At 70.9% G+C, this 19,948-nt stretch carries 17 protein-coding genes and 1 pseudogene; 11 read left to right on the forward strand and 7 right to left on the reverse strand.

What is annotated here, in order from left to right:
- Positions 1–108 precede the first annotated feature (108 nt).
- The 3 genes from ACFXPL_RS14020 to ACFXPL_RS14030 all read left to right on the forward strand — a co-directional run bounded on the left by ACFXPL_RS14020 (position 109) and on the right by ACFXPL_RS14030 (position 4,122).
- Positions 109–1,023, forward strand: coding sequence for a FecCD family ABC transporter permease (locus ACFXPL_RS14020; protein WP_384917873.1), 915 nt, complete (start codon positions 109–111; stop codon positions 1,021–1,023).
- Positions 1,024–1,037: 14 nt separating this feature from the next.
- Positions 1,038–2,084 (forward strand): FecCD family ABC transporter permease, encoded by a 1,047-nt coding sequence (locus ACFXPL_RS14025; protein WP_384917876.1) that lies wholly within the window; start codon positions 1,038–1,040, stop codon positions 2,082–2,084.
- Positions 2,085–2,247: 163 nt separating this feature from the next.
- Positions 2,248–4,122 (forward strand): heparinase, encoded by a 1,875-nt coding sequence (locus tag ACFXPL_RS14030; protein ID WP_384917645.1) that lies wholly within the window; start codon positions 2,248–2,250, stop codon positions 4,120–4,122.
- A gap of 12 nt (positions 4,123–4,134) precedes the next feature.
- Here ACFXPL_RS14030 and ACFXPL_RS14035 read toward each other — a convergent pair whose 3' ends face one another.
- Complete coding sequence (locus tag ACFXPL_RS14035) at positions 4,135–5,238, reverse strand: substrate-binding domain-containing protein (RefSeq protein ID WP_384917648.1); 1,104 nt, start codon at positions 5,236–5,238, stop codon at positions 4,135–4,137.
- 183 nt (positions 5,239–5,421) lie between these two features.
- Here ACFXPL_RS14035 and ACFXPL_RS14040 point away from each other — a divergent pair, with 183 nt between their 5' ends.
- The 6 genes from ACFXPL_RS14040 to ACFXPL_RS14065 all read left to right on the forward strand — a co-directional run bounded on the left by ACFXPL_RS14040 (position 5,422) and on the right by ACFXPL_RS14065 (position 10,628).
- Entirely contained in the window at positions 5,422–6,441 is a 1,020-nt protein-coding gene (locus ACFXPL_RS14040) for a hydroxyacid dehydrogenase (protein ID WP_384917651.1), read from the forward strand.
- A 78-nt stretch (positions 6,442–6,519) separates the two neighbouring features.
- Positions 6,520–7,785 carry an ABC transporter substrate-binding protein gene (locus ACFXPL_RS14045; protein WP_384917653.1) on the forward strand — a complete coding sequence of 422 codons (1,266 nt, stop codon included), beginning with the start codon at positions 6,520–6,522 and terminating at the stop codon, positions 7,783–7,785.
- Positions 7,782–8,687 carry a carbohydrate ABC transporter permease gene (locus tag ACFXPL_RS14050; RefSeq protein WP_384917656.1) on the forward strand — a complete coding sequence of 302 codons (906 nt, stop codon included), beginning with the start codon at positions 7,782–7,784 and terminating at the stop codon, positions 8,685–8,687. Before ACFXPL_RS14045 ends, ACFXPL_RS14050 begins: the two co-directional genes overlap by 4 nt.
- The gene (locus ACFXPL_RS14055) at positions 8,684–9,592 is read left to right on the forward strand and encodes a carbohydrate ABC transporter permease (RefSeq protein WP_384917659.1); all 909 of its coding nucleotides are present in this window, start codon (positions 8,684–8,686) and stop codon (positions 9,590–9,592) included. Before ACFXPL_RS14050 ends, ACFXPL_RS14055 begins: the two co-directional genes overlap by 4 nt.
- A gap of 10 nt (positions 9,593–9,602) precedes the next feature.
- A complete protein-coding gene (locus tag ACFXPL_RS14060) occupies positions 9,603–10,367 on the forward strand; it encodes a hypothetical protein (protein WP_384917662.1) in 765 nt (254 codons plus the stop codon).
- A gap of 102 nt (positions 10,368–10,469) precedes the next feature.
- Positions 10,470–10,628: a hypothetical protein gene (locus ACFXPL_RS14065; protein WP_384917665.1), complete on the forward strand. Its 159-nt coding sequence runs from the start codon at positions 10,470–10,472 to the stop codon at positions 10,626–10,628.
- Positions 10,629–10,679: 51 nt separating this feature from the next.
- Here the strand turns inward: ACFXPL_RS14065 and ACFXPL_RS14070 are convergent, their stop codons facing one another.
- The 3 genes and pseudogenes from ACFXPL_RS14070 to ACFXPL_RS14080 form a co-directional block, all read right to left on the reverse strand.
- Positions 10,680–12,542, reverse strand: coding sequence for a glycoside hydrolase family 76 protein (locus ACFXPL_RS14070; RefSeq protein WP_384917668.1), 1,863 nt, complete (start codon positions 12,540–12,542; stop codon positions 10,680–10,682).
- A gap of 290 nt (positions 12,543–12,832) precedes the next feature.
- A pseudogene (locus ACFXPL_RS14075) lies at positions 12,833–13,126 on the reverse strand (glycoside hydrolase family 2); the annotation flags it as partial.
- 396 nt (positions 13,127–13,522) lie between these two features.
- On the reverse strand, positions 13,523–14,551 hold the full coding sequence (locus tag ACFXPL_RS14080) for a phosphotransferase family protein (protein ID WP_384917671.1): 1,029 nt from the start codon (positions 14,549–14,551) through the stop codon (positions 13,523–13,525).
- A 138-nt stretch (positions 14,552–14,689) separates the two neighbouring features.
- Here ACFXPL_RS14080 and ACFXPL_RS14085 point away from each other — a divergent pair, with 138 nt between their 5' ends.
- Entirely contained in the window at positions 14,690–15,742 is a 1,053-nt protein-coding gene (locus tag ACFXPL_RS14085; protein ID WP_384917878.1) for a protein kinase family protein, read from the forward strand.
- A 150-nt stretch (positions 15,743–15,892) separates the two neighbouring features.
- On the opposite strand, the gene ACFXPL_RS14090 is transcribed toward ACFXPL_RS14085, so the two are convergent.
- Complete coding sequence (locus ACFXPL_RS14090; RefSeq protein ID WP_384917674.1) at positions 15,893–16,816, reverse strand: helix-turn-helix domain-containing protein; 924 nt, start codon at positions 16,814–16,816, stop codon at positions 15,893–15,895.
- Between the two features lie 117 nt (positions 16,817–16,933).
- Between ACFXPL_RS14090 and ACFXPL_RS14095 the strand changes: the two genes are divergently transcribed.
- On the forward strand, positions 16,934–17,977 hold the full coding sequence (locus tag ACFXPL_RS14095) for an NAD(P)-dependent alcohol dehydrogenase (RefSeq protein WP_384917678.1): 1,044 nt from the start codon (positions 16,934–16,936) through the stop codon (positions 17,975–17,977).
- Positions 17,978–18,442: 465 nt separating this feature from the next.
- Here ACFXPL_RS14095 and ACFXPL_RS14100 read toward each other — a convergent pair whose 3' ends face one another.
- Together ACFXPL_RS14100 and ACFXPL_RS14105 are read right to left on the reverse strand one after the other, a co-directional pair.
- Positions 18,443–18,721, reverse strand: coding sequence for a hypothetical protein (locus ACFXPL_RS14100; RefSeq protein WP_384917681.1), 279 nt, complete (start codon positions 18,719–18,721; stop codon positions 18,443–18,445).
- A gap of 299 nt (positions 18,722–19,020) precedes the next feature.
- Entirely contained in the window at positions 19,021–19,929 is a 909-nt protein-coding gene (locus ACFXPL_RS14105; protein ID WP_384917684.1) for an alpha/beta fold hydrolase, read from the reverse strand.
- Positions 19,930–19,948: the final 19 nt, after the last annotated feature.

Consider the following 19,948-nt stretch of genomic DNA (forward strand, 5'->3'; position numbering starts at 1 on the left):
CCGGCCGCGCCGGCCCCCGCCCCCCGCCCGGCCCCCCCCCCCCCCCGCCGGGTGTACGCCCTGCTCGCCGGGGCCGTCGTGCTCGTCCTCGCGGTGATCGCGAGTGTGATGTTCGGCAGCAGGACCACCTCGTTCGGGGATGTCATGGACGTCCTCGCGGGGACCGCCGACCCCTATGTCGCCACCGTGGTCGAGAGCCGTTACCCGAGGACGGCGCTCGGTGTCCTCGCCGGTCTCTGCCTCGCCGTCGCCGGAACCCTGATGCAGGGTGTCACCCGTAACCCCCTCGCGGATCCGGGGCTGCTCGGGATCAACGCCGGTGCGGCGGCGAGCGTCGTCGCAGCGACGGCGTTCCTGGGCGCGACGGGCCGTTCGGAGACGATGTGGTGGTCGCTGCCCGGCGCCCTGCTGGCCGGATTCCTGGTCCATGTCATCGGCTCCGCGGGCGCGAGTACGTCCCTGGTGCGGCTGGTACTGGCGGGAGCCGTCCTCTCCGCGGTGCTGATGGCGTTCATCCAGGCGGTGACCCTGAGCAATCCGAAGGTCTTCGACAGCTACCGCTACTGGGTGGTCGGCGCGCTCGGCGGCAGGGACTTCGACGTGTTCTGGTCCGTGCTGCCGTTCGCCGCGACCGGTCTCCTCCTGGCCCTGCTGCTGGGCCCCGGCCTCAACGCGCTCGCGCTCGGCGACGCGTCGGCCGCCTCCCTCGGCGCCAACCCGGCGCTCGTCCGCGCCGGAGGGCTGGTCGCGGCCACCCTGCTGAGCGCGGCGGCGACCGCCGCGGTCGGCCCCATCGCCTTCGTCGGCCTCGCGGTGCCGCACATCGTGCGCGCCGTCGTCGGCGTCGACTTCCGGATACAGATCGTGTTCTCGGCGGTCGCCGGCCCCGCGCTGCTGCTCCTGGCGGACGTCCTGGGCCGGATCGTCCTGCGTCCGCAGGAGCTGATGGTCGGTGTGGTGACGGCGTTCGTCGGGGCGCCCGCGCTGCTGGTGGCCGTGCGCAGGATGAAGGGCAGCACATGACGGGGAATCAGAGCATGGTCCGCACCGCCGCTCCGCGCGGCTATCTCACGCTCGGCCGCACGGTGGCGGTTCCGGTACGGCGCAGGTCCGTCGTCATCGCCCTCGTCACGGTGGTCCTGGCCGTGGCCGCCGCCGTCGCCACCCTGTCGCTGGGACGGCTCGGCATCGCCCTCGCGGACCTCCCGGCCGCCGTCACCGGCGGGGCCCGGGGCACGGATGTGTTCGTCCTGGAGCGGCTGCGCGGCCCGCGGCTGACCGTGGCGGTGGGCACGGGCGCGGCGCTCGGACTCTCGGGCGCCCTCTTCCAGTCCGTCACCCGCAACCCGTTGGGCAGCCCCGACGTGATCGGGCTGGGCGCCGGCGCCGGAGCGGGCGCCGCGATCGTGGCGCTCCTGCTGCCCGGCACCGTACCCGTACCGCTCGGCGCCCTCGTCGGCGCGGTGCTGGCCATGGCGCTGGTGTACGTGTCCACGGGCAGCGGATTCCGTAACCCGGGACGCCTCGTCGTCGCCGGGATCGGGGTGGCCGCGATCGCCACGGCGATCACCCAGTACGTCGTCTACGCCGTGGAACGCGACAAGGCGGCCGTCCTGACCGCCTACATCAACGGCAGCCTGGCGGCCCGGTCCTGGGAGCACGCCGGCACCATCTGGCTGGTCCTGCTCGTCGTGGCCCCCTGCACCGCGCTGATCGCGCGCCGTCTCGACATCGCCGAGATGGGCGACGAGATCGCCGCGGGGCTGGGCTCCGAGCCCAGGACCACGAAGACGATGGCCGTCGTCCTGTCGATCGTCCTCTCCGCCGGCGCGGTCAGCGTCTCGGGCCCGATCGCCTTCATCGCCCTGACGGCCCCGCAGATCGCCAAACGCCTCACCCGCGGCTCCGGCCCCCACCTGATGCTCTCCGCCCTGGTCGGCGCCCTGCTGCTGGTGCTCGCCGACCTCTGCGCGCAGCAACTGCCCCTCTTCGAGGACCTGCCGGTCGGCATCTACACCCTGGCCATCGGAGGCGCGTACCTCGGATATCTGCTGATCCGCGAGTGGCGCAAGGGAGTGCTGTAGGGACCCGCGTCCTCCGGCTTCGACAGGGCAGAGGCCAAAACCCCGGAGAACCACCATACTCATCGGCGTGAACGAACATTTTCGATCGGTAGCAAACATAGCGCGGGCCGAAGAACTCCCCGAGAAGCTGCGGGACGCCCCCCGGCGGGTGCCGGTCCCCCCGGTGACCGACCGCGGAGTCTGGGACGCGGTGGACGGGCCGACCCGCGCCGCGCTCCTCGGGGCGGCCGAGAAGGAACTCGGCCGCCCCGGACCGGTGCTGCGCGCGTCCGACTGGGCCCGCGCCTTCCGCGACGGGGTGCGCACGGCGTACGAGGACCAGGCCCGCGCGCTGCGTCACCGTACGGCGCTGTTCGTCCTCGCGGCCGTACTGACCGGGGAGTCCGCGCCCGCGCAGGCGCCGCCCGGCACCGCCCCGTACCTCGACGCGGCGGCCGACGCGCTCATGGCGCTCGCCGAGGCGACCACCTGGTGCTGGGCGCCGCACGACCGCTTCACCACGCGGCGCGGCGAGTCCGTACCGGACCCCGACGAGCCCTTCCTCGACCTCGGCGCCGCCGAGGTCGCCTCACTGCTGGCCTGGGCCGATCACGTACTGGGACCCCACTTCGACGAGCGGGTCCCCGGGCTGCGGCGCAGGCTGCGGCGCGAGGTCAGATTGCGCGTCTTCGAACCCTTCCTGCGGATCAGGGACTGGCACTGGATCGGCCTCGACGGCGACGCCCACAACTGGAACCCGTGGGTGCACGGTTCCGTGCTGACCGCGGCGCTCCTGCTCTGCGACGACGACGCGGAACGCGCCGAACTCGTCCGCCTGGCCGCCGTCGGCCTCGACCACTTCGTCGACGTGCTGCCCGACGACGGAGGCGTGGACGAAGGCGTCGCCTACTGGTGGCTCGGCGCCTGCCGTCTGATGGAGGCGCTCGACCTGCTCGCCGCCGTCGGCGGGACGCCGTGCGACGCCCGCGGCCTGCCGGTGCTCGCCGAACTCGTGCGCTACCCCTACCGCATGCACTTCGGCGGACCGTGGTACGTCAACGTCGGCGACGCGCCGGCCCGCCTCCCCGACGAGCAGCCCTGGCACGTCCTGTTCGGCTGGGGCAGGCGACTCGGCGACCCCGACGTCAGCGCCCACGCACTGGCCCGCGGCGTGGCGCGTGGCGTCACCGCGAGCCACGAGGACGGCCTCGGCCGCGCGCTGGCCGGGCTGTCCGACCCCGCCTGGCGCACCGCGACCGGCCGGGACACCGTGATCCGCGCCGGCGGCCCCGTCCCCAGCGGGAACGGCGCCTGGCTGCCCCGGGACGTCTGGCTGCCCCGGGTGCAGGTGCTCGTCGCGAGGGAGCGCGCCGGCACCGCCGAAGGGCTCGCCCTCGCCGTCAAGGGCGGTCACAACGACGAACGCCACAACCATCTCGACGTCGGCTCCTACTGGGTCGCCCTCGACGGCGAGCCGGTGATCGTCGACATCGGGCAGCCCACGTACACCGCCGCCAGCTTCGGCCCCGACCGCTACGACGCCTGGCCGCTGCGCAGCGGCTGGCACAACGTGCCCGACCCCGGCGCCGGCCAACTGCCGGGCGCCGCGCACCGCGCCCGCGACGTACGGGCGGAGGTCGGCGACCACGCCACCGCGTGGTCCGCGGACCTCGCGCCCGCCTACCCCGACGGCCTGCTCGGCGGACTGCGCCGTACCGTACGGCTGGTACGCGCCACCCCCGGTGAAGCGGCGCACCTCGTGGTCACGGACGAACCGGCCGCCGGGCCCGCCGCGCTCGCTCTGCGGCACGTCCTCGCCGGTGACGTACGGCTCCACGAGGGCCGGGCCGTGGTCGGCACACCCGGCGGCGGCGCGCTCCAGCTCACCTGGGACCCCGCGCTGCTGACCGGCGGTCTCGAACACCAGCCCATCGCCGACCCCACCCTGCGCCGCTCCTGGGGCCACCGGCTGACCAGGCTGACCCTGCGCACCGGCCCCTCCCGCACTCGGGGCGGAGCCGCCCTCCCGCTGCGGGTACGGATCGAACGGGCCCCCTGAGGCGGCGTACGGTCAGACGCCCGTCGCCGTCCTGACCGACGAGTTGCGGAGGACCAGTTCCGGCAGGACGAGCACGCGCTGGACGGGATGGCGCCGTCCCTCCCGCAGCCGGGACACCATCATCTCGACCGCCACCCGCCCGACGCGGGACTTGGGCGGGCGGATCGCGGTCATCGCCGGTTCCGCGAGGTGGGCCACCTCGTCGTCGTAACTGACCATCGCCATGTCCCCGGGTATGTTCAGCCCCTGTTCCGTGAGGTACTGGGCGACGGACATCGCGTCCGGATCGCTGTGCACGATCAGGGCGGTGATCCGTGACGTCCGGGACCGGTCCAGGACGGACCTGATGATCTCCCGGTGCCCCGGGACGTCGAGGGCGACGCTCTCCCTGACCACGAACCCGTCCGGCAGGCCCAGCTCCGCGCACGCCTTGTGCCATCCCTGGGCGAGATGGGCCGAGGTCGGGCTGCCCTTCGACAGCACGAGTCCGATCCTGCGGTGGCCGTGCTCATGGAGATGGCGCACGGCCATCTCCATGCCGAGCGCGTGATCGCTGCGTACCCATCCCAACTGGCGTGGTGTCGGGGTCCACCGGTGTATCTGCCGTTCGACGAGGATGGCGGGCACCGGCAGGTCGCCGATCCAGTCGATCATCTCGTCGAGCCCCTCGCCCTCCAGGTTCGGCGCGAGCAGCAGCCCCTGGACCTGCTGGGCGGCGATCAGCCGGCTGATCTGACGGCGGTCCTCGGCCTGGTCGTAACTCGACCCGCGCAACTGGATCTGTACACCCAGCGCGACGGCCGCGCTCCGCGCCCCGCTCACGATCTGCGGCCAGTAGTAGTCCAGCGAAGGCACGACCATGCCGATGGTGAACGGGGTCGACGCGGGGCGCGGGCGGCGTGCCTGGACCGTGTCGAGACCGGTCGGCAGGGTGGCGCCGCCGTGTACGCGGGTGAGCAGGCCACGGGCGGCGAGCGCGGCGATGTCGCGCCGTACGGTCAGCTCGCTGACGCCCAGGGCCCGTGCCACGTCCCGGACCCGCAGCGAACCGTGCCGACGCAGCTCGTCCATCAGCCGCTCCCGGCGCTGCAGGGCGAAGAGCCGCTCCTCCGTCATCTGGCCACCTGACCTTGTCTCTGTTCGACTCTGAACGTTTCGCTTCGTTCATGTGCGACCTCTAGTGAATCCGTACGCCTCACCACTATCTCTATTCCAACGTGTTCGGCAAGGAACATCTGTACGGCAAGGACTGGGCGACGCCGGCTACGGCCCGCGCCCATGGGAAGGACTCGACACCCGATGCAGACGAAGCCCCAGGCGCTGGTCGTGATGGACAGGCAGAGCTTCGACGCGCACTTCGACGCAGCCCGACTCGAACGCTTGGCGGGTCTGGTGGAACTGGGCGAGCCGGTGTGGACCGCCGACCTCGACTCCCCGTCGGTACGGACCCGGTTGGCCGACGTCGAGGTGATGCTGACGTCGTGGGGCGCTCCCCGGCTCACCTCGGAGCGTCTCGCCGCCGCCCCGGCCCTCAAGGCGGTGCTGCACTGCGCGGGCAGTGTGCGCGGCCTGGTGGGGGACGAGGTGTGGCGCCGCGGGATCCGCGTGACCAGCGGGGCCGACGCCAACGCGACTCCGGTCGCCGAGTACACACTGGCGGCCATCATCTTCGCCGGCAAGAAGGCTCCCTTCCTCGCCGCCGACGAACGGCGCGCCTACGAGGGCTGGGGCACGGTCACCGGGTACGGGGACCTGTCCAACTTCCGCAGAACAGTGGGGGTGGTGGGCTTCTCACGGATCGGCCGCAAGGTCGTCGACCTGCTCAAGGTCCTCGGCGACACCACCTGCCTGGTCGCGGACCCGTACGCGGATCCGGCCGAGGTCGGCCGGGCGGGCGCGACCCTGGTCGATCTCGCGGACATGCTGCCGCGCGTCGACGTACTGACCCTGCACGCGCCCGAACTCCCCGAGACCAGGAAGCTGATCGGCGCGGCGGAGCTGAGCATGCTGCCCGACAGCGCGACAGTGATCAACACCGCGCGCGGCAGCCTGATCGACTCCGACGCGCTGGCCGCGGAGTGCGCGGCGGGCCGCCTCTTCGCCATCCTCGACGTCACCGAGCCCGAGCCGCTGCCCGCAGGCTCTCCGCTCCGGCGACTGGCCCGCGTCATGATCACCCCCCATGTGGCAGGTTCGCTCGGTTCGGAGATCGGACGTCTCACCGACCACGCGATGGACGAACTGGCACGTTGGTCCGCCCGGCAGCCTCTGCGGACGGAGATCACGGCGGAGAACTGGGCGCTGGGACTGAGCGCCTGAGCGCCTCGGCACCCGCGCGGGCGGGTGCGCAGGGCGCCCCATCCGGCAAGAACAGACAACTCGAAGGAGCCGCAAATCATGAGGAAGACCCCAGCAAGAGCCCTGACGGCCGCCGTCGCCGTGAGCCTGCTCGCCGCCGGATGCGGCGGCGGAGGCGAGTCCGCCACCACCTCCGACGGCCGTACGGTGGTCAAGATCGCGCTGTGGAACTACGACACGACCCCCGAGTTCAAGGCGCTGATCGACGGCTTCGAGGCGGAGAACCCGAAGATCGACGTACAGCCGGTCGACATCCTGGCCGACGACTACGCCGACAAGGTCACCACCATGCTCGCGGGCGGTGACTCCACCGACGTACTGACGATGAAGAACGTCACCGACTACGCGCGGTACGCCACCCGCGGCCAGTTGAAGTCCCTCGACGACGACGTGAAGGCCCTCGACAAGGCTTCCTACTCCGGACTGGAGCCGTTCGATCTGGACGGCCACTACTACGCGATGCCCTACCGGCAGGACTTCTGGGTGCTCTTCTACAACAAGGCGCTCGTCGAGCCGGCCGGAGCCGACCTGTCGAAGCTCACCTGGGCCGACTACACGACCCTGGCGAAGAAGATCACCCAGGGCGAGGGCACCTCCAAGGTCTACGGCACCTACCTGCAGACCTGGCGCTCGGTGGTCCAGGCGACCGCCGCCGCCCAGACCGGTGGCGACCTGCTCAGCGGTGACTACGGCTTCTTCAAGGACCAGTACGCGACGGCCCTGGACCTCCAGAAGGCCGGTGCCACGATGCCGTTCGCGACGGCCAAGAGCCAGCAGGTCACCTACAAGACGATCTTCGAGAGCGGCAAGGTCGGGATGGTGCCGATGGGGAGCTGGCTGGCCGCCGGCCTGCTGGAGGACAAGGCCCAGGGCAAGACCGACGTCGACTGGGGCATGGCGCCGATGCCGCAGATCACGGCCGACGGAAGGACGACGACGTTCGGCTCGCCGACCGCGTTCGCCGTGAACAAGAAGGCGCGGCGATCGGCGGAGGCCGAGAAGTTCGTGCGGTGGGCCTCGGGGCCGAAGGGCGCGGAGGCCATCGCCAAGGTCGGGGTCGTGCCCTCATACACGGGTGACGCGGTCATGAAGTCGTACTTCGCCGTCAAGGGCATGCCGTCCGACGACCTGTCCAGGAAGGCCATGGCCCCGGACGCCGTGAAGCTGGAGATGCCGGTCAGCGACAAGTCCTCCGACATCGACCAGATCCTCACCGAGGAGCACGAACTCGTGATGTCCGGCGAGAAGTCCGCCGAGAAGGGCATCGAGGAGATGAACAAGCGAGTGAAGTCCGAAGTCCAGTGACCACACCCTCCGACACCACCACCGCCGGCAAGCGCCGGCGCCGGCGTAACACCCTGGTCGGCTGGAGCTTCATCCTCCCGAACTTCCTGGGCTTCGCGGCCCTGACGCTCATCCCCGTACTCGGATCGCTGCTGCTGGCCTTCACCAACTGGAACTCGTACTCGACCCCCGAATGGATCGGGCTCGACAACTTCCGGCGGATGCTCGACGACGCCAACTTCTGGACGGCGTTCAAGAACACCTCCTGGTACGCGGCCGGCCACATCCCCCTCACCCTGGTGGCCGCCCTCGGCCTCGCGGTACTGCTGAACCAGAAGCTCAAGGGCGTGGGAATCCTCCGCACGGCGTTCTTCTTCCCGTACATCACCTCGCTGGTGGCGGTGGCCGTCGTGTGGAACATGCTGCTGAGCCCCGAGATGGGGCCCGTCAACCAGTTCCTGACCTACGTCGGCGTCGCCCATCCGCCGGGGTGGACGACCTCCACCGACTGGGCGATGCCCGCGCTCATCATCACCAGCGTGTGGCGCGACATGGGGTACTACATGGTGCTCTACCTCGCCGGGCTCCAGGCCATCCCCGGCGAACTCTACGAAGCCGCGCGGGTGGACGGCGCCGGCCCGTGGAAGCGGTTCCGGCACGTGACGCTGCCGGGCCTGCGTCCCACCACCTTCTTCGTCCTGGTCATGCTCACGGTGTCCAGCTTCAAGGTCTTCGACCTCGTCCAGGTCATGACCGACGGCGGGCCGGGACGTTCGACGCTGGTGCTCTCGCAGCTCATCTTCCGCCAGGGCATCACCCAGGGCAGGTTCGGATACTCCTCGGCGATCTCCCTGGTGCTCTTCCTCCTCGTCCTGACGATCACCGTCGTCCAGTTCCAGCTCCAGCGGAGGGTCGACCGATGAACACCACCACGCTGCGAAAGGACAGCACGGCGACCGCGCCGCCACCGGCCGCCCCGGCACCGGCCCGGCCCGGCGCCCGGAGCGGAGCCGGAAGGATCGCCGGCCAGGTGCTGCTCCACATATGCCTGATCGTGCTGGCGGCGGCGATCCTGCTGCCGTTCGCCTGGATGCTGACGTCCTCGGTCAAGACGGACAACGAGGTCTTCACCGCGCCGATCCAGTGGATACCGAAGGAGTTCCACTGGGAGAACTTCTCCCGGATCTGGACCGACATCCCGCTGCTCACCTACTTGAGCAACTCACTCTTCCTGAGCGTCGTCATCACCGCGCTCCAGGTGCTCACCGGAAGCTTCGCGGCCTACGGCTTCGCCAAGATGCAATTCCCGGGCCGCGACGCGCTGTTCCTCGGCTACATCGCGACGATCGCCGTGCCGTGGCAGGCCTACATGGTTCCGCAGTACATCATCATGGAGAAGCTCGGGCTGGTGAACACCCACCTCTCGCTGATCCTGCTCCAGGCGTTCGGCGCGTTCGGGGTCTTCCTGATGCGCCAGTTCTACCTGACGATCCCGGACGAGATCAGCGAGGCGGCGCGCCTGGACGGGCTCAGCGAGTACGGCATCTGGGCACGCATGATCCTTCCGCTCTCCAAACCGGCGCTGGCCAGCCTCGCGCTGCTGACCTTCGTCAACACGTGGAACGACTACATGGGGCCGTTCATCTACCTGACGGACAACAGCCTCTGGACCGTACAGCTCGGTCTGCGCCAGTTCGTGGGGATGTACGACACCCGGTACGCCATGATCATGACCGGGTCCGTGCTGTCGGTGCTGCCCATCCTGGTGGTCTTCCTCCTCGGCCAGCGCTACTTCGTGCGAGGAATCGCCACCAGCGGAATCAAGTGAGGCGAATGCGATGAGCGGCGCACCCGTCACCGCCCGGCGTCCCCGGCTCAACGTGGGATACGGGTCCTGGGACCTGATCTGGTCGTTCGTCCACCGGGTCCTGGTGGTCAACCTCGGCCTCGCGGCGGCGAACCTGCCGCTGCTGGCCGCCCTCCACGTGGCCCACCAGCCGTGGCGGTACCCGGTGTTCTTCGGGCTCCTGTCGCTCGGTATCGGCCCGTCGCTCGCCGCCGTCTTCGGCTATCTGCGCCGGGCCGACGACGACGAGCGGGCCCCGGCCGCCGAACTGCCGCGCGCCTACCGGCGCCTGTTCGGCCGGGCGCTGCTCCTGTGGACACCGTGCGTACTGGTGATCGCCATGGCCGCGACCGATGTGTTCGTCCTGCGCGACTCGACGTGGGGGCTCGCGCTGGTGCCGCTGCTCGTCGTGGCCGTACTCGTCGCGGGAGGCTCCGGCGTCGTGGCGATGGCCTGCCTCGCGTACGACGCGCCGCACGCGAGGAGACACCCCCTCCTGGCGGCGCCGTACGCACTGATACGCCGCTGGCGGCTCGGCCTGATGAACCTCGGGCTGCTCGGGGTCACACTGGTGATCGTGGCCCAGGCGCCGCTGCTCGGCCTGGCCGTCGTGCCCGGCTGTGTGCTCTCCGTCGTCTGGCGCAACTCCTGCGCCATGATCGACTCGGCGGATCCGGCGGCGGATCCGGCGTTGGTACGGGCCGCCGACGGAACCGAGGGGGCTGCCAGGAACGGCGACCGGCCGGGCACGCCCTGAGGCCGCGGCACGGGCACCTCAGGCTCACCGGACAGCCGACCGCCCGCGCCGGTCAGGGGGCGCGGACGGTACGGTGGGGGCCGGATCCGCGAGGGGGTGGCCGTGAGGAGATTCTGGACGGGGCTGGCGGTTCTCCTCGCGGCGCTCGCCGTCGGCAGCATCGCCTCCAAGGAGACCGGGGCGCCGATCGGCGCCGGTGACCTCGCGGTCACCGCGCTCCTCGCCTGCCTCGCCTGGGGCTGCTGGAAAGCCCGCCGGTGAGAGCGGGGCGGGCGTGCCCCCCTCAGGCGGTGGGCCCGCGACCGCCTGGGGTCAGCCCGAACCAGGAAGACCCGCCGCGGCCGTCAGCGCTTCCAGCGCGCCCGCCTGGGTGCGCCAGTCGGCCGCGTTGGGGGATGTGCCGGACCAGCGCTGGCCGAGGCGGTTGAGGGAGTCCCGGTCGGTGGCCCAGATCGAGTCGGCCTGCTTCCTGATGAACGCCTGGTAGGAGGCCGACCCGGTGGCGTCCGCCACGTCGGCGAGGTGCCGCATGAAGATGCCCTTGAACTGCTTCTGGTTGTCGTCGCAGGACCTCGTGCCGACGTCGCAGGACTCGGTCAGCACACCGCCCTCCGTCAGCGCCGGCGAGGAGATCGCCGCGTCGGCCAGCCGCCTGGCCGTGTCCAGGTACCGACCGCTCCCGGTGGACCGCCACAGCTGGGTGAAGGCGCCGATGGCGAGACCCTGGTTGTAACTCCACACCGTCTGACCGTTGTTGCCACAGCCACTGGTCAGCCCGTCATTGACCAGGCCCGCGGAGTTGATCATCCCGCTGGCCAGGTACCAGTCCGCCGCCGTGGCCGCGCGGGCGCCCCACACGGTGTCGCCGCCCAGCCGCTCGTGCAGCGAGACCGTCAGCCACAGGTACAGCCCACTGGTCACGGCGTTCTTGTAGGTGTGTTCGCGGTCCCACCACACCCCGCCGCCGCACGTGCCGGTGTCCCAGTGCTGGTGGACGTACGAGGCGATCGTGACCGCCTCGTCCAGGTAGCGCCGCTCGCCCGTGTAGTCGTAGGCCGCCAGCCAGGCCACCGCCCACCAGGCCGCGTCGTCGACGGCGCGGCTGATGAAGTGGCCCTCGACCGGATCCGAGCCGCGCGCGCCCGCCGGGAACACGCCGCGGTTCTGCTCGAAGGTACGGGCGATCGCCCAGTCGTAGTCGTGGCGCCCGGTCCGCTCGGCGAAGTCGACGACCGAGGTGATCGCGACGGCCGAGTTCCACCAACTGCTCCGCCACCAGCCCTCACCGGGGTGGTACGACGCCATCAGCGCGTCCGCCGCCGCGCGCGCCCGGGTCGGCGCCGGCCTGACCCAGGCCGTACAACCGCCCTGCTGGTGGGAGGCCTCGCGGCCACAGGCACGGACCGCCCCGCCGTACAGGAGCCCGCGCGGATCACGGGTGGCGAACAGGGCCGTCCGGGCCGAGGCCGCCCCGGACCGCACGCTCGTACGGCCGAGGGAGGAGCCCTCGGGCCAGCTCGTACCGCCGTCCCAGGAGCGGTCGAGCCAGATCTCGTCGCCCGCGCCGCCGCTTTCGATCACGCCCCAGGCCATGCCGCTGCGCTGGTCGACATGGAGGCTGATGGCGCGCCCGAAGAGACCGGCCGACGGTACGGGGGTGTCGTCGCCCGACGCGGTGGCGGGGTCGGCGCCGTCGCAGAACGAGCCGTCGCACACCGTCGGATACACCCAGTCGGTGCAGGTGACGCCGGCGGCGTCACCACAGGCGCGGATCCAGCCGCGCCGGTGCGCCACCGGGTCGCTGATGTTGTACATCAGTGTGCGGGTGCCGGTCCACATACCGGGGACGCTCGCCTTGCCGAGCAGCGGTTCCCAGGTGGCGCCCCGGTCCCAGGACCGGTCCAGCCAGACCGAGTCGCCGCTCACACCGCGGTCGATGCTCGCCCAGGCCATGGTGTCCGGGTCGGAGACGTGCAGCCGGAGTATCCGGCCGTTGATGTTCCTGTCCGGCACGGGGAAGGCGTCCTGCCGCGCCTTCGAGGGGTCCAGGGTGTCGCACGCCAGGGCGCAGAGAGGCGTCGCGGCGTGGGAGGGGGCGGGCAGGGCGACGAGGCCGGACACGGCCAGGAACAGGGCGAGGAGGGCGCCGATGACGGGGTGGGTCCGCGCTGACATGACGTACCGCCTTTCGATGAGGGGCCGTACGCGGAAAGGAAGAAGAACGGCCGCCCGTGGCGGACGGCTGCCTTGAGCGGGTCCGAGCAGCCGGAGGAGCGGCCGTGCTCAGGGGGCCAGGGCGCCGTGATCGCCCAGGTGGTGTCCGGGACGGGACAGGCGGGGCTGTCCCGGGCGCGCGTGCCGTCCTGCTGAGCCGGCCACAGCTCCGCGTTGATGTGCCGCGGGTACTGGCGGGGGAGGTCGGCGGCCGACAGCCGGATGCCGCCGCTGCCCTGCACCGGGCACCAGCGCCGGACACCGGAGAGCGCGGACTCCGGCGCGAACGGCACCCGGATCTGCTCCCCGAACGCCGTCGGCTGCGCGGCGTCGCGAGACGTGACGGCGAAGTCCCGGATGCCGTTGAGATCGGCCCGGTCGGGCCGGGTGAGCCGCGGCCGCGGATACTCCGGCACCGGACGGTCGACGGGGACCCGGTCGGTCCACGGCGTCGTCATCGGCGCGGGCCCGGGCGCCCAGGGAGCCGCCGCGGCCACTGCGGGGGCCGTACGCGAGGCGAGGAGGCCGGTGGCGGCGAACACCAGCGCGGCGACCCCGGCCGCGGCGCGCCGCCGGGTACGTCCGGCCCGCCGGAGTCGGGTGGTACGGGGGAGTCTGGTGGTGCGGGGGACAAGAGGCTCAGCACAGTGATCGCTCCAGGTCTGGGTGACACACGGAGGAACGGCACCCGCAGGACGGTGGAACTCGCCCCACACGCGAGGACTTGCTTCGCGAACACCACAGCACTCACCCGCCGGCAAGTCCAGACCACATGCGGACAACGTTGTCGTACCCGCCGCGAGCGCGGCGCGGCCCACCCGTCAGCAGATCGGCGCGACGATCGTCGTCGTCCCGGACGGTCGCACCGCAGCCGCCGGCCCGGTGTCCTAAACGCACGGCGCGGGCCGCGACCGCCGACCGCGCCCCCTCGCCACCGTGGATCACGGCCGTTGCGAGGGCAGCGGCTGAAGCCCGGGCCAACGGGCGAGCATGCTCACGCGCATGGCCGCGGCAAGCCCTCCGAGATCCTTCAGCTCACCACCTCCAGCGGTCATCCGGCTGACGACCCGGAGCCGGTGCACCAGCCGCTGGCGGGCGGTCGCGGTGCCCCACTTCCAGTCGCCGTCCGGGATTTCGCCCAGGTGGTCGACGGTCCCGCGCTGGGCTCGCTGGACCAAGGCGTCGCCCCGCAGCAGCCAGCCGGCACACGCGTCCGTGAGATCGCCCTGGACCTCGGCGCCGGTCGCGTCGCGCCATTGCGTCCGGTACGCGCTCTCTGCCGCGTCCAGGATGCCGGGGGCGGGAGCGGTGGCACACCAGCAGGTCGGGAAGCCGATGCGCAGGTAGGCCAGTTCCACGATCCCGTTGCCCAACGCCGCCTGCTCGAAGTCGATGAACCGCACGCCGGCGCTGGTGTGCATGTCGTTGCCGGGACAGGGATCGCCGTGCAGCAGGGCATGGCCCTCGAAACGGGTCAGGCGGTCCACCAGGGCGTCCGCCTCGGTTCGAGCGCCCGTCGGCACCGTGACACCGAGCGTCCGGGCAAGCCGGAGGAAGGAGTCGACATCATCCTGGGTCGGGCCCGACCAGGCCGGAAGACCGCCGACGGCGTCGGCGCCGGTGGCGGCGTGCAGCCGGGCCAACGCCGCCGCGTACTCCACCATCCAGTCCTCGCGCGGCTCCTGATGCTCCAAGTGCTCCAGGACCAGCATCCGTTCGCCCGGATCGGTGCCCAGGAGCACCGGCACCACCGGACGGTCGACCCGGGACGCGAACCGCAGGGCGGCCACCTCGCGCGCGTACCTCTCGTCTGCTTCCGGGCCGTCGACGAGCTGCTTGACCACCACGGGGGTGCCCGCCAACTCGGCTCGCCACACGCGTGATCGGGGGCTGCTGCCCAACCTGCGGGTTCGCCGGGGCGAACCCAGCTCGGTCCTGAGATCCTCGCCCCATGGCATACGTGACGACACGGCCTCATCTTTCCATGCTCTCCACGCTGGTGGAGTGAGTGGGGCCGGTCGGCAGCCGCCCTATGGGCCGTGGTGGGAGCATCACCGGTGAAGGTTGAGGCCGATGCCCAGGTGGAGGCAGCAGTGAAGGACCTTGACATGTCTCGCGGTGCGCGTCTGACCGCCCGCAGTGCCGTTTCCACGGCTCTGGCTCTGCACGATGACCGCGCGCTGCGCGAACTCGTGGACTCGGCGGAGCCGCTCGGCTCCGGCATCGGCGGAAAGTCGGCGTTGCTGGAGGTTGCCGGGACCCCGGTCTTCGTGAAGCGGGTGCCCCTCACCGATCTGGAGCGGCGCCTGGGTGGCGTTCGATCCACGGCGAACGTGTTCGCGTTGCCGCTCTTCTGCCAGTACGGCATCGGCGGGCCGGGCTTCGGGGCCTGGAGGGAGCTTGCCGTGCACACCATGACGACGAACTGGGTACGCGCGGGGGAGTACGAGGGCTTTCCCCTGATGTATCACTGGCGAGTACTGCCGGATTCCACGCCCTTGCCCGAGGAACTGGCCGACGTGGAAAGGGCTGTTGCCTACTGGGGCGGCGGATCGCAGGTGCGCCGCCGGATCGAGGGCCTTCAGCGGTCCTCGGCGAGCCTCGCACTGTTCCTGGAGTACATTCCACAGAACCTGCACCGGTGGCTGGGCCGTCAGATGGACGCCGGCGGCGCGGCCGCCGACCGGGCCTGCGCGATGGTGGAACGGGAGCTGGAAGCGGGAATCTCGTTCATGAACGGCCGCGGCCTCCTGCACTTCGACGCCCACTTCGAGAACATCCTGACCGACGGTCGGCGCCTGTTCTTCACGGACTACGGCCTTGCGCTCTCGTCCCGATTCGAACTGTCCCAGGAGGAGGTCGACTTCTTCCACCGGCATCAGACCTACGACCGCTGCTACACGGCGAGCCACTTGGTGAACTGGCTGGTCACCGCCTTGTACGGATACGGAAGAGACGACCGCGAGGCGCAGGTGCGCGCTTACGCGCAAGGCCGGCGCCCCACGGGAGCCCCGGAGGTGGCCGCGGCCATTCTCACCCGTCATGCGCCGCTCACCGCGGTGATGGCGGACTTCTTCCGCACGCTGCGACACGAGAGCAGGGAGACCCCGTACCCGTTGGACGAGATCCGCGGAACCGGCCTCACGTACCCCCGCGCATGAGCAGGGAGGCCGGCACGGCGACGGCGCATACCGCGCCGAGCACGACCCAGACCAGGTCGTAGCTTCCGAAGGCGTCGCGAGCGACGCCGCCGAGGAAGGGGGCGTGGCCTCGCCCGGACCATCGAACCCCAGGCGCCCCACCCCAGGGTTTCAGGGGCGAGGTGCCTGGCCGCCCGCCCGGACCGTGTCCGTGCCCCAGCTCGCGAGGAGGCGCAGGGCCTCCGCCGCCGCGGAACCCGGCTCCGCGTGGTACACGCACAGGACCTGTCCGTGGTCGTCCGGGAGAGGCATCGTCTCGTACGCGAGAGTGAGGTCGCCGACCAGCGGATGCCGCATCCGCTTCACGCCGTGGCCCTTCTCCTTCACGTCGTGCGTGGCCCACAGCCGCCTGAACTCGTCGCTCTTGACGGAGAGTTCACCCACGAGCGCCGACAGGTCCGGGTCCTGCGGGTGCTGCCCCGCGTACAGCCGCAGGAGGCTGACGATGTCGGACGCCTTGGAGTCCCAGTCCAGGAACAGGTCGCGGTAGGCGGGGGAGAGGAAGGTCAGCCGCGCCCAGTTGCGCTCCGCGGGCGGCAGCTTGCCCCAGTCGCCGAACAGCGCCGCCGCCGTTCTGTTCCAGGCGAGGATGTCCGAGCGTGCCCCGCTGACGTACGCGGGCATGCCCTCCATCGAGTCGAGCAGGTGCCGCAGTGCCACCCGTACGTGCTGCCGCTCGGGCAGCCGGTACTTCCTGCGTTGCTGCTTCGGCTTGGCGAGGTGGGTGAGGTGGGCGTGCTCGGCGTCGGTCAGGCGCAGGGCGCGCGCGATCGAGTCGAGCACCTCCGCCGACACGTTGCGCCCGTTGCCCTGCTCCAGGCGTGTGTAGTACGCCACCGAGACCCCGGCGATCTGCGCCAGCTCCTCGCGCCGCAGTCCCGGCACCCGCCTGTGCCGTCCGTGCGAGGGGATCCCCACATCCTCCGGCTTGAGCCGAGCACGCCGGGTACGCAGGAATTTACTGAGCTCGGCCCGGCGGTCGAGCCCGTCGGGGAGGGCCGCCTGTCCGTCGTCCGTGGCGGGAGTGTCGTCCATGCTTCCAAGTATTCCTGGTCGTACGACCAGGAGCCTGACCCCGTCAGTAGTAGGACCACTGGACGTACGCAAAGCGGTGACCTGGGTGAACAGGAGGCGAGGCGGCACTGTGGAGGCATGACTACGACTGTTGCTGCATATGCCGCCCCCAGCGCCAAGGCCCCGCTGGAGCGCATCACGATCGAGCGCCGTACGGTGGACGAGTCCGACGTTCTGATCGACATCAAGTTCGCCGGCATCTGCCACTCCGACATCCACCAGGCCCGCGAGGGCTGGGGCGAGGCCATCTTCCCGATGGTGCCCGGCCACGAGATCGCCGGCGTCGTCTCCGAGGTCGGCTCCGGCGTGACGAAGTTCAAGGTCGGCGACCGGGTCGGCGTCGGCTGCATGGTCGACTCGTGCCGCGAGTGCGAGAACTGCGAGGCCGGACAGGAGCAGCACTGCGTGCGCGGGAACACCGGCACGTACAACGCCATCGGCCGCGACGGCGAGCCCACCCACGGCGGCTACTCCCAGAAGGTCGTCGTCGACGAGAACTTCACCGTCCGCATCCCGGACGGACTGTCGCTGGACGTGGCCGCGCCGCTGCTCTGCGCCGGCATCACCACGTACTCCCCGCTCAAGCACTGGGGCGCGGCCCCCGGCAAGAAGGTCGCCGTGGTCGGCCTGGGCGGCCTCGGCCACATGGCCGTCAAGATCGCGCACGCCCTCGGCGCCGAGGTCACGGTTCTCTCCCAGTCGCTGCGCAAGAAGGATGACGGCCTGAAGCTCGGCGCCGACCACTACTACGCCACCAGCGACCCGGCCACTTTCGCGGACCTGGCCGGTACCTTCGACATCGTCCTCTCCACGGTGTCGGCGCCCCTGGACTTCGGCGCGTACCTGGGTCTGCTGAAGACGGGTGGCGCCCTGGTGAACGTCGGCGCCCCCGAGGAGCCCGTCGCCCTCAACCTGTTTTCCTTGATCGGTGGCAACAAGACCCTCGCCGGTTCAATGATCGGCGGCATCGCCGAGACCCAGGAGATGCTCGACTTCTGTGCCGAGCACAACCTCGGTGCCGAGATCGAGCTCATCGAGGCGAGCGCGATCAACGAGGCCTACGAGCGTGTGCTCGCCTCGGACGTGCGCTACCGCTTCGTGATCGACGCGGCGACGATCTAGGGCCTCTCGTCTGGATCTTGCCGGGCTCGCGCGCCCGCAGTGGTATCAGCCGCTGACGCGGCGGGCGCTCCCTGACCCGCCGCGGGGCGACTCCCGCCTCGGCCGTCAGGTGCCGCCGCAGCGAGGTGGAGGTGGCGACCCTGTGGGCGACGCGTTCCACCGGCAGGTCCACGCCCTGGGGATGACCGGCCGCACCACGGGGAAGCTGGTCATCACCGTGCGCTGAGGTGTGATGGCTCGCGGGCTGCCGGAGGGGAGGGCCCCTGACGTCTCAGGACGGCAGGGCGGGCGCGAACCGTTCAGCGCGGTCGCCACCTTCAGCCCGGGGCCGTACAACTGCTCCGGGCCTGGCTCCCAAGAGGGCGGCCTGTCCGCTTGCGGGTTCTCGATATGAGAGTGCCGCCGGTTGTTCCTGTGCCGCCGCTCCGGCAGTCCCTCGCATGCCACCGCGGTCCATGCGCGGTGTCACTCGTCCTGCCGGGGCTCCCGACCCCCAAGAATCTGAGCCGACCCGATCAGGGCAAGACCGGCCAGCATGAGCGCCATGTTGGCCTCGAAAGGCATGATGCGCGCGCCCGCGACTGCTCCTGCCAGCAGCAGGGCGCCAGCACCCCAGAGCCCGGGTCGCCTCACGCGGCTGCTCAACCAGGGAAGGACGACGCGGCCAGTCACCAGGGTCGACGCTCCCACTCCACCGAGCACGAGGGCTATCAGGATGCTCACAACCAGGAAGAACGTGGACACGGGCCTCTCTTTCTTTCTCCTTGATCACTTCTGCCGTGATGATCTCACCGGCTTCGGCGCACCACCATGCCGGACCCCGGCAACGAGGCGACCCGCTGTCTGCCGTCCGCTGAACCGAACCGCCGGTGCTTCGTCCGGTGGAAGGAGGACGGAGCCGGGCCAGGCCGGAATCATCTCTCATGGACATCCGCGGCCTTCGAGATCGCCGGCTGCTGCCCGAACCGACGCCCATACGCTGCTGTTCGAAGTGAACGAAGCCATGGAGAAGGCCGCGGGGTGACGGCGGCCCTCGGCGAGGATCACCAGCTGCCCGCGCGAGGCTCGACGCTTGGCCCCGCAGAGGCGAGGAACGGTTCGAGAAGGCTGAGCAGCCTCTCGGGGCGGTGCAGCGGGATGATGTGGCCGCAGTCTTCGATGATGTGGCCGACGAGATGATCGGTGAACGGCCGTAGTTGCTGTTCAAGGGCTCCGCCCACCGGGTGGGCTCCGATGGCCATGGTGGGTACGGTCAACCGGCCCGTACTGGTGGCTTCCTTGATCTGTGCGGCGCTCGTGGGCAGCGCACGGTAGTACGAGCAGGCGCAGCGCAGGGCCTCGGTCCCGGTGTACGCGCGGACGAAGGCGTCTCGGACAGCGGGATCGACGCCTTCCCCGAGAGAGCCTGCGTTGAGGAACCAGTCGATGTACTGGGCTTCGTGCCCGATGAGTACGGTTTCCGCGAGACCGGGCACGGCGTGGAAGCCGAACCACCACGGTGCGCCGTGGGCGAGGAATTCCTCGGCGCCCGGCAGTGTGCCCAGAAGTGACTCCATGACCACGAGCTGCCGGACGAGGCCGGGGCGGCGCATGGCCAGAAGGAAAGCCGGTGGGGTACCGGCGTCAATGCCGACCACGGCCACCGAGCTCTCCCCGAGCGCGTCGAGGAGGGCTTCGGCGTCGGTCGCGAGCGTGCCGGCGTCGTAGCCGTCCACGGCGCGCGTGCTCGCGCCTGTTCCTCGCAGGTCCGGTGCGATCAACCGGTACTGACCCGCGAGGCCGTCCAGGATGTCGGTCCACAGTTGCCAGGTGTGCGGGAAGCCGTGCAGCAGCAGCACCGCCGGCCCCTCGCCGGCGAGAGCCACGTTGAGGTCGATGCCGTTGGCCCTGACCCGCCGGATTTCGACGCCTGACGGGCGATGGACGAGTGTGCGGCGAGGTGTGACAGGCACAGGATCCCCTAGTGGTTAC

Source organism: Streptomyces sp. NPDC059092, from assembly GCF_042756365.1.
Taxonomy (GTDB): domain Bacteria; phylum Actinomycetota; class Actinomycetes; order Streptomycetales; family Streptomycetaceae; genus Streptomyces.

Bases quoted from the DNA above. Each gene is read 5' to 3' on its own strand.
- ACFXPL_RS14020 (WP_384917873.1), top strand. From the start codon at position 109: ATGTTCGGCAGCAGGACCACCTCGTTCGGGGATGTCATGGACGTCCTC.
- ACFXPL_RS14025 (WP_384917876.1), top strand. From the start codon at position 1,038: ATGGTCCGCACCGCCGCTCCGCGCGGCTATCTCACGCTCGGCCGCACG.
- ACFXPL_RS14035 (WP_384917648.1), bottom strand. From the start codon at position 5,238: ATGACGGAGGAGCGGCTCTTCGCCCTGCAGCGCCGGGAGCGGCTGATG.
- ACFXPL_RS14040 (WP_384917651.1), top strand. From the start codon at position 5,422: ATGCAGACGAAGCCCCAGGCGCTGGTCGTGATGGACAGGCAGAGCTTC.
- ACFXPL_RS14045 (WP_384917653.1), top strand. From the start codon at position 6,520: ATGAGGAAGACCCCAGCAAGAGCCCTGACGGCCGCCGTCGCCGTGAGC.
- ACFXPL_RS14055 (WP_384917659.1), top strand. From the start codon at position 8,684: ATGAACACCACCACGCTGCGAAAGGACAGCACGGCGACCGCGCCGCCA.
- ACFXPL_RS14060 (WP_384917662.1), top strand. From the start codon at position 9,603: ATGAGCGGCGCACCCGTCACCGCCCGGCGTCCCCGGCTCAACGTGGGA.
- ACFXPL_RS14070 (WP_384917668.1), bottom strand. From the start codon at position 12,542: ATGTCAGCGCGGACCCACCCCGTCATCGGCGCCCTCCTCGCCCTGTTC.
- ACFXPL_RS14085 (WP_384917878.1), top strand. From the start codon at position 14,690: ATGTCTCGCGGTGCGCGTCTGACCGCCCGCAGTGCCGTTTCCACGGCT.
- ACFXPL_RS14090 (WP_384917674.1), bottom strand. From the start codon at position 16,816: ATGGACGACACTCCCGCCACGGACGACGGACAGGCGGCCCTCCCCGAC.
- ACFXPL_RS14095 (WP_384917678.1), top strand. From the start codon at position 16,934: ATGACTACGACTGTTGCTGCATATGCCGCCCCCAGCGCCAAGGCCCCG.